General features: G+C 64.9%; 10 protein-coding genes. 6 read left to right on the top strand and 4 right to left on the bottom strand.

Features of this window, described 5'->3' with window-relative positions:
* The first annotated feature begins 21 nt into the window (after positions 1 to 21).
* The 5 genes from KVY23_RS15750 (at position 22) to KVY23_RS15730 (ending at position 6,013) form a co-directional block, all read left to right on the top strand.
* Positions 22 to 321, top strand: coding sequence for a DUF485 domain-containing protein (locus tag KVY23_RS15750; protein ID WP_083667171.1), 300 nt, complete (start codon positions 22 to 24; stop codon positions 319 to 321).
* On the top strand, positions 318 to 1,982 hold the full coding sequence (locus KVY23_RS15745; protein WP_230557374.1) for a cation acetate symporter: 1,665 nt from the start codon (positions 318 to 320) through the stop codon (positions 1,980 to 1,982). Before KVY23_RS15750 ends, KVY23_RS15745 begins: the two co-directional genes overlap by 4 nt.
* A 172-nt stretch (positions 1,983 to 2,154) precedes the next feature.
* Positions 2,155 to 2,589 carry an SRPBCC family protein gene (locus tag KVY23_RS15740; protein ID WP_075837318.1) on the top strand — a complete coding sequence of 145 codons (435 nt, stop codon included), beginning with the start codon at positions 2,155 to 2,157 and terminating at the stop codon, positions 2,587 to 2,589.
* Positions 2,590 to 2,661: 72 nt separating this feature from the next.
* Positions 2,662 to 4,305: a substrate-binding domain-containing protein gene (locus tag KVY23_RS15735; protein WP_230557373.1), complete on the top strand. Its 1,644-nt coding sequence runs from the start codon at positions 2,662 to 2,664 to the stop codon at positions 4,303 to 4,305.
* Between the two features lie 58 nt (positions 4,306 to 4,363).
* Entirely contained in the window at positions 4,364 to 6,013 is a 1,650-nt protein-coding gene (locus KVY23_RS15730; protein ID WP_230557372.1) for a VWA domain-containing protein, read from the top strand.
* 1 nt (position 6,014) lies between these two features.
* On the opposite strand, the gene KVY23_RS15725 is transcribed toward KVY23_RS15730, so the two are convergent.
* The 4 genes from KVY23_RS15725 to KVY23_RS15710 form a co-directional block, all read right to left on the bottom strand.
* Positions 6,015 to 6,746, bottom strand: coding sequence for an energy-coupling factor transporter transmembrane protein EcfT (locus tag KVY23_RS15725; protein ID WP_230557371.1), 732 nt, complete (start codon positions 6,744 to 6,746; stop codon positions 6,015 to 6,017).
* The gene (locus tag KVY23_RS15720; protein WP_230557370.1) at positions 6,743 to 8,650 is read right to left on the bottom strand and encodes an ABC transporter ATP-binding protein; all 1,908 of its coding nucleotides are present in this window, start codon (positions 8,648 to 8,650) and stop codon (positions 6,743 to 6,745) included. Before KVY23_RS15720 ends, KVY23_RS15725 begins: the two co-directional genes overlap by 4 nt.
* A 111-nt stretch (positions 8,651 to 8,761) precedes the next feature.
* The gene (locus tag KVY23_RS15715) at positions 8,762 to 10,069 is read right to left on the bottom strand and encodes a DEAD/DEAH box helicase (protein WP_075837315.1); all 1,308 of its coding nucleotides are present in this window, start codon (positions 10,067 to 10,069) and stop codon (positions 8,762 to 8,764) included.
* Between the two features lie 227 nt (positions 10,070 to 10,296).
* A complete protein-coding gene (locus tag KVY23_RS15710; protein ID WP_268995172.1) occupies positions 10,297 to 11,607 on the bottom strand; it encodes an HNH endonuclease signature motif containing protein in 1,311 nt (436 codons plus the stop codon).
* Between the two features lie 322 nt (positions 11,608 to 11,929).
* Here KVY23_RS15710 and KVY23_RS15705 point away from each other — a divergent pair, with 322 nt between their 5' ends.
* The gene (locus KVY23_RS15705) at positions 11,930 to 12,160 is read left to right on the top strand and encodes a heavy-metal-associated domain-containing protein (RefSeq protein ID WP_008713930.1); all 231 of its coding nucleotides are present in this window, start codon (positions 11,930 to 11,932) and stop codon (positions 12,158 to 12,160) included.
* Positions 12,161 to 12,171 lie beyond the last annotated feature (11 nt).

Below are 12,171 nucleotides of genomic sequence, written 5' to 3'. Positions count from 1 at the left end.
GACGCGCAGGCGTTCATCGACATGCAAGCGAGCCCGGAATTTCAGGAACTTCGACGACGGCTGCGCAGCTTCGTCTTTCCGATGACCGGGTTCTTCCTGACCTGGTACGTCATGTACGTCCTGCTGAGCACTTACGCGTCGGACTTCATGTCCATCGAGGTGTTCGGCAACATCAACCTCGGCCTCTTGCTCGGGCTCGGCCAGTTCGTCACCACGTTCGCCATCACGGGCATCTACGTCCGATTCGCCAACCGTGAACTCGATCCGCGTGCAGCCGCTCTCCGCGCCGAGATGCTGGAATCTCAGGAGGCCAAGCTATGATACTGGGTCATTCCGCAGGCTCCACTACTGCGAATCTCGCACAAGCCGTCGACACCACAGTCGGCGAACCACTCATCAACATTGCGATCTTCGTCGCGTTCGTCGCGGTGACGATGTTCGTCGTTATCCGCGCCAGCAAGAAGAATGCGACTGCGTCCGAGTTCTTCACCGCAGGCGGTGGCTTCTCAGGACCGCAGAACGGCGTCGCCATCGCCGGTGACTACCTCTCGGCCGCCAGCTTCCTCGGCATCGCCGGAGCTATCGCCGTCTACGGATACGACGGCTTCCTCTATTCCATCGGCTTCCTCGTCGCCTGGCTCGTCGCGCTGCTGTTGGTCGCCGAATTGCTCCGCAACACAGGTAAATTCACCATGGCGGATGTGCTCAGCTTCCGGCTCAAGCAACGGCCGGTTCGTACCGCGGCCGCAATCTCGACGCTGACGGTCTCGCTGTTCTACCTCCTCGCGCAGATGGCAGGAGCCGGCGGCCTCGTCGCACTGCTCCTCGACATCACCGACCGCACCGGTCAGTCGATCGTCATCGCGGTGGTCGGCGTGCTCATGATCGTCTATGTCCTCGTCGGTGGCATGAAGGGCACCACCTGGGTGCAGATCATCAAGGCCGTCCTACTGATCGCCGGCGCCCTGTTCATGACAATTCTGGTGCTCGTCAAGTTCAGTGGCAACTTCTCCGACCTGCTCGGTTCCGCGCAGGCCATGATCGCCGGTTCCTCCGACGAGGTCGTCAACGCTCGGAACATCATCGAACCGGGCGCGCAATACGGCGGCAGCGACCTCTCCAAGCTGAACTTCCTTTCCCTCGGTATCGCCCTGGTGCTCGGAACAGCAGGTCTGCCGCACGTTCTCATGCGCTTCTACACGGTGCCCACCGCGAAGGAAGCTCGTCGTAGCGTCGTCTGGGCCATCGCGCTCATCGGTGCCTTCTACCTGTTCACTCTCGTCCTCGGCTACGGCGCCGCAGCAATCGTCGGACCTGACCGAATCCTCGCCTCCGCCGGCGGGCAGAACTCCGCAGCACCGCTTCTCGCCTTCGAACTCGGCGGGGTTGTGCTGCTCGGTGTGATCTCCGCGGTGGCTTTCGCAACGATCCTCGCGGTCGTGGCCGGTCTCACCATCACGGCCTCGGCGTCGTTCGCTCACGACATCTACGCCAACGTCATCAAGAAGGGCGATGTCGACGAGATAAAGCAGGTCCGGGTCTCGCGAATCACCGCAATCGTGATCGGTGTACTGGCCATCGGCCTGGGCATCCTGGCGAACGGGCAGAACATCGCCTTCCTTGTGGCTCTCGCCTTCGCCGTCGCTGCCGCCGCGAACTTGCCGACCATCGTGTACTCGCTGTTCTGGCGCCGCTTCAACACCACCGGCGCACTGTGCAGCATGTACGGCGGCCTCATCTCGACGCTCATCCTGATCGTCTTCTCGCCGGCAGTATCGGGTTCGCCCACGTCGATGCTCCCCAACTCGGACTTCGCCTGGTTCCCGTTGTCCAACCCCGGCATCGTCGCTATCCCGCTGGCGTTCGTCCTCGGCATCGTCGGCACCTTGATGTCGAAGGATTCCGAGAGCAGGGCCAAGCAGGCCGAGATGGAGGTGCGTTCGCTGACCGGCATCGGAGCCGAGAAAGCAACCGCGCACTGATCAAGTTTTCCGATAGCGCTCAGAGGGCGGCCGACATTGTGTCGGCCGCCCTCTGAGCGTTGGTTGCCGTCACTATCGCACTCGTCGAGATCGGGAGATATCACACGTGCTGTGGTGTTGACGAGTCGTACCTCACACCGTTCGCTTGACGCCGGTGGTTACGATCCCTTCCGTGGCCAAGCTGAAGGTAACCGTCAATGTCCCCCTCGAACCCGATGTGGCATGGACGCACGCGTCCGACCTTGCCGACTACGACAAGTGGTTGTCCATCCACGAGGCCTGGCGCTGCGACCTGCCCGAACAACTCGCCGACGGCGTCACCCTCGAGTCGGTGGCGAGCGTGAAGGGGATGCGCAACCGCGTTCGCTGGACCATCGAGAAGTACGACCCGCCCAAGAAGCTCGAACTCAAGGGCAACGGCAAAGGCGGCGTCAAGATCGGTCTGAAGCTGACCGTCGCTGCGGGAAAGAGTGGCGGCGCGGACGTCACCCTCGACGTCGACCTCGGTGGCGCGCCGCTGTTCGGGCCCATCGGATCCGGCGTCGCACGTGCTTTGAAAGGCGACATCGAGAACTCGATGAAGACGTTCGAGTCGCTGTACGCCTAGATTTTGCCGCGCCGCCGCACAGCCTGAGTCCGACCTCTTCGGTCTCGCGCTCACCACGGAGAGGTTCCACACATGCCCGGTAGACACAGTGCGCCGCAGACGGCGTCCAGCTCGACAGGGCTGCTCAAGTACGTTGTCATCGCCGTTGTGGCGATCGTGGTCATCGTCGGCGGTGTCTTCGCCGCACAGAAAGCACTCGGTTCTGGGTGCGCCGACACCTCCACATACACGCTCGCGGCCGACCCGGCCATCGCAGAGGTGGTGACGCAGGTCGTCGCCGACGTGCCCGCAGAGGACCTGGGTTGCGCGAGCATCGAGGTCACTGCCACCGACTCGGGTGAGGCCTCCGCTGCTGTCTCGATGGGGTCGCAGCCCCCGTCGCTGTGGATCCCCGATTCCTCGTTGTGGGTGGGCAAGACGGTACGTGCGACGGGCTCACTGGTCGATCTTGCGAGCAAGTCGGTGGCAACGACGCCCGCGGTCATCGCGGCGCGGACCGACGAGGTGCCGTTCTTCGATTCCTGGCTGACGGCGCTGCAGCTGAAGGGCTTGCGCATCGGCAACCCGCTGACCAATACCACCTCCGACGCCCCGATCCTCGGCGCCCTCTCGGAAGCGGGCACCGATGACGAGGCGGTGGATTCGGTAGAGGCGGCCCTGGTGCCCATTGCCCAGGCGCAGGCCGAAGTCAAGAACGAGTCCGACGCCGCATCCCGGCTCGACGAGGTGATCGAGGACGGTGGCGTCGCTGTCGTCTCGGAGCAGACACTCGTGCGCCACCAGGTCTCCGGCGCCGATCTGCAGGCGACTTTCCCTCCCACCGGGAGTTTTTTCCTCGACTTCCCGCTGGCCGTCACCGAGCCCGACGGCGACCGGCACGAGGGTGCGAAGGCCGCCGGTCTGGCTCTCGCCGATGCCCTGGGTTCGGAAACGGGTCTGGCGACCCTGTCCGAGGCGGGGTTCAGGGCACCGGACATGGCGCCCCTCACCAGCAGCGAGGCAGGTGCTGAACGAGGCGTGGGCGAGGTCGCCTCGCTGGGCATCGCCGATCAGCAGACGGCAGAAACCGTGCTGCGTCGCTATCAGGTGCTTGCGATGCCCTCGCGTGCCCTGGTCATCGAGGACGTATCCGGATCGATGGGCTACAACGCTGGGGCCGATACTCGGATCGAATTGACCGTGCAGGCCAACCAGACGGGCATAGGCCTGTTCCCGGACAACGCCGCGATGGGGCTGTGGGCATTCTCGATCGGTCTGGGCGGCGGGGATCAGGACTATCGCGAACTGGCACCGATCCGGCGTCTCGACGAGGACGTGGACGGCATATCGCAGCGCGAGGTGCTGATGCAGCAGATGCGGGCGCTGCCCGGCCTCGTCGGCGGCGGCACCGGGCTGTACGACACCACGCTCGCGGCGTTCCGGCAGGTGAAAGAGGGATACGACCCCGACTTCATCAACAGTGTCATCGTCTTCACCGACGGCTCCAACGAGGATCCGGACAGCATCTCGCTCGACGAGTTGCTCGAGACGCTCCGTGCGGAGCAGGATCCGACGGCGCCGGTAGTCATCGTCACGATCGGCATCACCGAGGACGCCGACGCCGCGGTTCTGCAGCAGATTTCCGCGGCCACCGGCGGATCGAGCTATCTGGCGAGAAACCCGGCCGAAATACCGAACGTGTTCGTCAATGCGCTCAAAGCCAGGGCAGGGCGCTGATTCGAGGGCTAGGTTTGACCCTGCATTTAAGCAAGTATCGACCGGGGGAGTTGGGGCAATGTCGGGGCGGCATGGAGCTGGGGCGCGGAGAAGTCCGGTCCTCATGTGGGGCGCGGTGGCTGCCGCGGCGGTCGTCGTGGTGGCCGGTGGCTACTTCGCGGTCACCGCAGTCGGCGCAGGCGGGTCCGGATGTGAGACGGTCGAGCGGATCTCGGTGGCGGTCGATCCGACGCTCGCGCCGGTGGTCTCGGATGCTCTGGCTGCCACCGACGTAGCCGAGCGTGGGTGCGCGGAGTTCGAGGTGCGCGCCGAGGCGCCCACCGACACCGCCACCGAACTTGCCAACTCCGATGCCGAGCGACCCGATCTGTGGATCCCCGACTCGACCCTGTGGCTGCTCAAGACACTCCGCTCGACGGGCGCTCTGCCGGAGGTGGCCAAGTCGTCCGTTGCCAACACCCTGCCCGTGGTGGTGACCCGCGACGCTGACGCACCCGCGCCGGCCACGTGGCTGAGCGTCCTGCAGACCCCCGAGCAGCGCATCGGCGACCCACTGGACAGCAGCGCCTCCCTGGCATCGATTCTCGGGGCTCTCGCGGAGTCCGAAGTCGGTCTGTCCGATGCCGAGGCGGTGGCGGCAGCTCTCGTGCCGATGGCGCAGGACTTCGGACGGATCGCTGATCAGCCGCACGGTACCGCCGACCTGGTCGAGCAGGTAGCGGTCGACGGTGGCACGAGCGTGGCCACAGAGCAGAGCGTCGTGACCTATAACGCGCAGAATCCGTCGACCCCGTTGCACGCGGTTGTTCCCCCGACGGGCAGCTACTTCCTGAACTATCCGCTGGCGGTGACGGCCGAGGCTGGACCGCGTTACGGCACGGCGAGGGACGCAGGAGCTGCGCTCGCATCAGTTTTGTCCACCGTCGCTGCAGCAGAAAGCCTGTCCGAGGCTGGTTTTCGACCATCGAGCGCAGTTCCGCTGGCCGACGGCCGAGGTGTCGGATCGGCCGCGTCGCTCGAATTGAAGAACCCGTTGGGAATCGAGAGCACGCTGCGTGACTGGTCGGTGCTGGCGCTGCCGTTGCGCACGCTGGTCGTCGAGGATGTTTCTGGGTCGATGGCCGCGGCTTCGGGGGATTCGACTCGAATCGCGTTGACTGTCGACGCCAGCCTCGGCGCGAACGCACTCTTCAGTGATCGCACGGAGATGGGTTTGTGGGCGTTCTCGATCGGGTTGGGCGGTGGTGACAAGGACTATCGAGAACTGGTGCCACTCGGCCCGGTCAGCAACGTCGTCAACGGTCTGCCTCAGCGGGAAGCGATTCTCTCGGCGGTGCGGTCGCTGCCTTCGCTGGTCGGCGGCGGAACAGGCCTGTACGACACGACTCTCGCCGCGTTCCGCAGGGTGAAGGAGGGTTACGATCCCAACTTCGTCAACAGCGTCATCTTGTTGACCGACGGCTCGAACGAGGACGAGGGCAGCCCGAGCCTGGACGAGTTGGTCGACACTCTTCAACGAGAGCAGGACCCGGTGCGGCCCGTGGTGATCGTGACCGTGGGAGTCACCACCGACGCCGATCCGGTAGCGCTGCAGGCAATCGCGGCGGCCACCGGCGGAACCAGCTACATCGCCGAGGATCCCCGCGATATCCCGGAGGTCTTCGTCAAGGCACTCAACAGCCGCACTCAGCGCATCGGCGGAGAGTGACTCAGACGAAGGTCAGAACGATTCCCGCTGCGCAGCACGCGATCACGATGGCAATCGCGATCGCGTCGGCGAAAGAGGGTCCGCGCGGGTAGGCGGTGATCTTGCCGGTTCCCCCGCGGGCGGTGATCGCCGCACCCATCTCCGTGGCCCGCCTGATCGCTATGGACATCGTCGCCGTGATGAGGTCGACGATGGAGTTGTCGGACGCGCTGTTGAGAACGGACTTCGGTCGCAGTTTGCGTGCCGCGTTCATCGTGCGCATCTCCTCGATGAGCAGTGGCAGCGAGCGCAGGCACAGTGCCACCGTCGCCGCCCACTCGTCGACCGGCACCCTCAACTTCTTCAGCGGGGACCCGAGAACCGCGACGGCAGGGGCGATGTCGCTCATCGATGTGGTCCACCCGATCATCACCGAGGCCCCGAGCAGGACGAACGCGAAGACGGTCGAGCGAGCGAACAGTAGTACGGCGTCGAGGCCGATGGGCAGGTTGAGCAACGCCCCCAACAGGAACAGGCCCCAGATCCACAGGGGTGGTCGTGGTACCGCGCCCGGCGGTACTCGTGCGATCACCGCGGTGACGAGAAGCAGGCCGACGATCACCCCGATCGCGGGCCACGACGGTGCCACCACGATGGTGATGCTGATCAGCAGGACGGCGATCAGTTTCGTGCCGGCCAAGAGTCGGTGGATAGGTGAATTTCCCGGCACCTGCCGGAGTACCACTGTGGTCACGAGGGCACTCCTCTCGTCGACAGTTCCGACACGATGCGGCCGCTGTCGAGGGTGATGGTTCTGTCGCAGATCCGGTCCATACCGTCGACGTCGTGGGAGATCACGACAATCGCGATGCCCTGACTGCGCAGTGAACCGAGGACGTCGATGATCTCGCTGCGGCCGGGTGGATCCAGCCCGGCGAGTGGTTCGTCGAGGACCAGAAGCGGTCGGCTGTTCACCACGAGACCGGCGATGACGACGCGTCGCATCTGGCCGCCGCTGAGCGAGTCGATCTCGCGGCCGGCGAGCATCCGGTCCAGGCCGACGGCGTCCATTGCCCGGGCGACCTTCGCCGACCCCACCTCGGGACCTCCGGCTGCTTCGATGTCCTCGGCGACTGTGCGTCTTTGAAGCTGTAGCCGCGAATGTTGGAAGGCGAGCCCGACAGCGCCGACTTTGTCGCTCATGTCTGTGCCGTCGATGGTGGCTGTCCCTGCGGTCGGCTTGGTCAGGCCGGCCATTATCCATGCGAGGGTGGACTTCCCGGACCCGTTTCCACCGAGCATCAGGATTCCGTCGCCCCGGTGGATTTGCAGGTCGATGCCGTCGAGTGCGCGTTGCGCCCAGGGGGTGCGGCGATTGTAGGTGTGTTGCACACCGCGCAGTTCGAGCAACGGTTTGCCGGTACGGAATTCGATGGCGTCGGAGTCCTGGTACGGTCCGCGCATCCACTCCGGTGTGTGTTCGACCTGCACGCCGTCGTGTAGATGGATAACTCGATCGGCTGCCGTTGTTTCCGCGTCCTGATGTGTCACAAGCACAACCGACATCCGGTGCCGCTTCGGCAGTGCAGCGAGCAGCGCGACCAGCGACCTCCGGCCTTCGGCGTCGATCATGGCTGTTGCCTCGTCGGCGATCAGCAGTGTAGGTCGGCGAGCGAGGGCCGAGGCGACAGCAAGGCGTTGAAGTTCGCCACCGGACAGCGACGATGTCTCGCGCGTGCCCATTCCAGCGAGTCCGACCTCGGCGAGCAACTTCTCGACATCGAGGTCTACGCCCGGTGCGAGTCCCCACACCACGTCGTCCGCGACCCGACTGCCGAGCACCTGGCTTTCGGGGCGCTGCAGCACAACGGCGGTGCCGCCTTCGAGTCCGAGGCCCGCGATACCCGGACGTTCGACGGTTCCCGATGTGGGCAGGGTTCCGGCCAGGATGCGGGCGAGGGTGGACTTGCCTGAACCGTTGTGTCCCACCACGGCTACGAATTCACCGATGTCGATGGTGAGGTCGATGTTCTCGAGCGCGGCCGCGCGGGCATTGTCGTAGCGGAAGCCGACGCCGGTCAATCGGAGCGGAAGGGCCTCGACCACACCGTCACCCGCCGCGGGCAGGTGCTCGACTACCGGAATGGTAGCGAGGCGATCGAGGACGGCGCCGAGGATCAACCACGTGAACAGGGCGCCGAAGATGATGCTGAACGACATCGTGCCGAGAATCCACCACCACCAGTTGTCCAGTACGGCGCCGACGCTCGAGCGCAGCACATCTGCGGGCGTCACGAGCATCTCGGCGCGCGACATCATGCGTGCAACACCTTCGATGGTGTTCTCGATGGTTCGCAGGAACAGCTCGCGCAGCGGCGTCAGAACGAACAGCATCCCCACCGTGAACAGGCCCAGCGACGGGCCGATGATGGTAGCCGTCGCAAGGACCGAGAGCAGCCCCTGTTTCTTGCGTTTCGCCCGCCCCACGATGCCGCCGAGCAACGCCGACGTGGCCACCGTGAAGGCCGTGGTGGTACCTGCGGCGACGAATGCGACGAGGATCCCGGCGGCAGCAGCCGCGACCAGCGCGCGTGTGCGGTGACGCTGGATCACCACTGCCAACGGGACGGCGGCGACGATCTGCAGGGCCGATGCCATCGGAACGACCATGGCAACGACCGACAGCGCCACCGCGATGCTGCTCATCACCGCTGCTGTCGCCGTTTCGGCGGGCGTCAGAGCCAAGGACTTGCGCAACCTCGTCGGTCCCTAGCGCGACCGCTGGCTGGTGGCGGGACCGGCGGGACGACGCCGACGTCCGCCGCCGGCGGCGTGCTGGCGCGGCGAACCCTGACGCGAGCCGCCCTGCCGCGGCTGCTGCTGCGGTGCGACCTTGACGGGCTCGACGTAGCGGGCCTGCTCGCCGACGAGTTCGGCGACCTGAGGTGACGTCGAGGTGACCCGAACGGGTGTGACCTTGATGTCGGCCTTGCGTAGCAGGACTGCGGTGTCTCGGCGCTGCTCCGGAAGTACGACGGTGACGACGTCTCCGGCGCTCCCGGCGCGTGCCGTACGGCCCGAGCGGTGCAGGTAAGCCTTGTGCTCGGCGGGCGGGTCGACGTGCACGACCAGCTGGACGTCGTCGACGTGGACGCCGCGGGCGGCGACGTCGGTGGCGACGAGGACCCGAGCTGCACCCGAGGAGAACGCCAACAGGTTGCGATCGCGCGCAGCCTGAGACAGGTTGCCGTGCAGGTCGACCGACGGAATTCCCGCTTCGGTGAGCTGCTTGGCGAGCTTGCGCGCCTGATGCTTGGTGCGCATGAACAGGATTCGGCGACCCGTGCCCGATGCGAGCTGCTGCACCAGCTTTTTCTTCGCCTCGACACCGTCGACCTCGAACACACTGTGTGTCATGGCTTCGACGTGTGAGTTGACCTCGTCTACGGAGTGAGTGACCTGGTCGGTGAGGAAACGCTTGACCAGCTTGTCGACACCGTTGTCCAGCGTCGCCGAGAACAGCAGGCGCTGACCCTTCGGCGGGGTGGCAGCGAGGATTCGCGTCACGACGGGGAGGAAGCCGAGGTCGGCCATGTGGTCGGCCTCGTCGAGGACAGTGATCTGCACGCCGTCGAGGGTGACGTGGCGCTGCTTCATCAGGTCTTCGAGACGGCCGGGGCAGGCGACGACGATGTCGACGCCACCGTTGAGTGCGGAGACCTGGCGGTTCTGCGAGACGCCACCGAAGATGGTGGTGACCCTGAGCTTGTATGCGGCCGCCAACGGTTCGATGGCGACGGCGATCTGGGTGGCCAGTTCGCGGGTGGGAGCCAGGATCAGTCCGCGCGGACGGCCGGGCTTGCGGTTGCCGGGCAGCTGTCCGGCGAGGCGGGCCACCATCGGGATGGAGAAGGCGAGGGTCTTGCCGCTTCCGGTCTTTCCACGTCCGAGCACGTCACGTCCCGCGAGTGTGTCGGGGAGGGTGTCGGCCTGGATGGGAAACGGTTCGGACTTGCCCTGTGCGGAGAGGACATCGGCGAGTGCGTGCGGTACGCCGAGCGAAGCAAAAGTAGTCATAACGATGAGATGTGCCTTTCGGGCAGGGTGTTGCACCCATGGCCGATGGCCGTCAGATGCAAAGGGTGGCGAGACTGCCGGTGGGCAGTTTCGATCGCCGTAAGAAAAGCCTGTGCAGGGTGCACATGGACTACGCGGCCGGAGCCGGGCGGAAGTAGAAGCATTCCACGACGTCTGACGAGCAGCTACGCGCGTCGTCGACAAGTGTAACCGAGTCATCGGCATCGTCACGCCACCACACCGATGTCGAAGACGATGCCGTTCTCGATCTGTGAGGTGTAATGCTCGATAACCGACACCCCTGACGCTGTGGATATGTATGTGTGCCCGGTAGGTGTCATAACCCCGTACTTGTGAAGCTCGCGGCGACCGGTGCGTTCCGGTCTTGCTTTCCAGCCTTCGCCTTCCTTCGCGTAATTGCATGCGGCACAGAGGCCTGCCCCGTTTTCGGCTGTTGTTCTGCCACCGGCAGCGTGCGGCACGATGTGGTCGTGGTGCCGGATGGGTGCGTCGCACCACGGGGTGCGGCATGTCCGGTCGCGAACATCGATCAGGCGCGCGAGTGCCGTCGGGAAGGTCCGCGATTTCGATTCCATCGCGGTGAGCGCCCCGGTCTCAGGGTTGGCGTAGAGCCTGCGAAGTGCGACGCGCGTCTCACTGTCGAGTGCCTCACGTACCAGTTTCTGGGCGACATCGGAGGGAATATCGCCGTAGCCCTGCAGGTGCGCGGACCCGGCGTTGCCGCTCAATAGTGCGGTGTCCGGCAACACAACGTTGACGGTGACCGGTGAACCTGCAGCGGCGGAGACTCCCGTTATCCGTTCGAATACGAGGTCGGCCATGATCTGGTCGCGGGTACGGGTCTCTCCACCTGCATTGATGATGGTGTCGGCATCGCGCCGCAGCGTCGCCCACATGCCCACGGCTCGTTCCATCGAGGTCAGGGTCGTGAAGGAGCACATGGAATCGGGTGCCGGCCTGGTGCTGGTGCGTCGGTTCGAGTACGCCTTGGCTCGGCGTTTGACCTGTGAGGCAGCGTCGAGTTGATTGGCGAGCGACCGGGCGCGGCCCTCGATTTTCCTGTCACCGGCGCCAGCGAGCGTGGCGGGATCGGCACACAGGCGCTCGTCGATGGTGCCTCGATCCTCGGCTGTCAGACATGCCGTCTCACGGACGAGAATCATGGCGCGCCATTCGTTGAGGTCCCCGGCGCGCAGCCGGGCCATCGTGTGTGGCATCTCGTGAACGAGTGCCCGCGCGAGACCGAGATGTGTGCCACCTCGGTGGGGAGATTCGCGTCGTGCAAGCCCGATCTGCGAGGCAATGCCTCTGCGCCACTGAGGCTTCGGCTTGCCGCGCTCTTTTCGCTCGTTGCTGATCGTTATCGCAACAGCGTCCGTGACCACAGCCTGGGCTGCGACGCACGCGCACTTCGCCGTTTCGAGCGCCGAGATGATGTCGATGCCGGTGGCCGCGTCGACATCGAACTGAGCCCGTTGCACACGCGCGACGAAGACAAGCACGTCCTGTGCCGTCAAAGCGATGTCCGATGCCAGATTCGTAACCACAAGCCCCCCATGTGAGTCGAACGTATGTTCCCCTGAGTCGGGCATGAGGCGTCCTCGACGTATCCGAAGCGGGCTGATGACGAGCAACCGGGCCCCCACCGCGTGATTATCAAGAGTGTCTGCACCGCGTGTCAGTTTCAGAAGACGACTGCACTCTTTGCAGGCGTTTTGAGGGTGTGTGCACGCCCTCAGCAACGGCCGTCCCTTTCCAAAACATACGGGGAGGGGGTATCGTCCCGATACGGCAATCGGATACCCCTAGGGGGTATGCGAATCAACTGAAGGGGCACCCATGATCACCACGAACTACCGAGTTATCGGCATGACCTGCGGTCACTGCGAGGCCTCGGTGCGAGAAGAAGTCGGTGCCGTAGCCGGAGTCGAGACGGTCGAAGCGTCCGCGTCGGCGGGAACGATGACAGTGACCAGTGCCGCAGAACTCGACCAGACTCAGGTCATCGCTGCCGTCCGCGAGGCCGGATACACAGCAGAACCGCAACCCGCAGATTCACGCTCCGTGTAACCACCGAATCA

The organism is Rhodococcus sp. I2R (genome assembly GCF_020889545.1).
Lineage (GTDB): Bacteria > Actinomycetota > Actinomycetes > Mycobacteriales > Mycobacteriaceae > Rhodococcoides.
This window is presented reverse-complemented; position numbering and strand designations above follow the sequence as displayed.

Coding starts and splice junctions, on each gene's coding strand:
- KVY23_RS15750 (WP_083667171.1), top strand. CDS start 22: ATGCAAGCGAGCCCGGAATTTCAGGAACTTCGACGACGGCTGCGCAGC.
- KVY23_RS15745 (WP_230557374.1), top strand. CDS start 318: ATGATACTGGGTCATTCCGCAGGCTCCACTACTGCGAATCTCGCACAA.
- KVY23_RS15735 (WP_230557373.1), top strand. CDS start 2,662: ATGCCCGGTAGACACAGTGCGCCGCAGACGGCGTCCAGCTCGACAGGG.
- KVY23_RS15730 (WP_230557372.1), top strand. CDS start 4,364: ATGTCGGGGCGGCATGGAGCTGGGGCGCGGAGAAGTCCGGTCCTCATG.
- KVY23_RS15720 (WP_230557370.1), bottom strand. CDS start 8,650: ATGGCATCGGCCCTGCAGATCGTCGCCGCCGTCCCGTTGGCAGTGGTG.
- KVY23_RS15715 (WP_075837315.1), bottom strand. CDS start 10,069: ATGACTACTTTTGCTTCGCTCGGCGTACCGCACGCACTCGCCGATGTC.
- KVY23_RS15705 (WP_008713930.1), top strand. CDS start 11,930: ATGATCACCACGAACTACCGAGTTATCGGCATGACCTGCGGTCACTGC.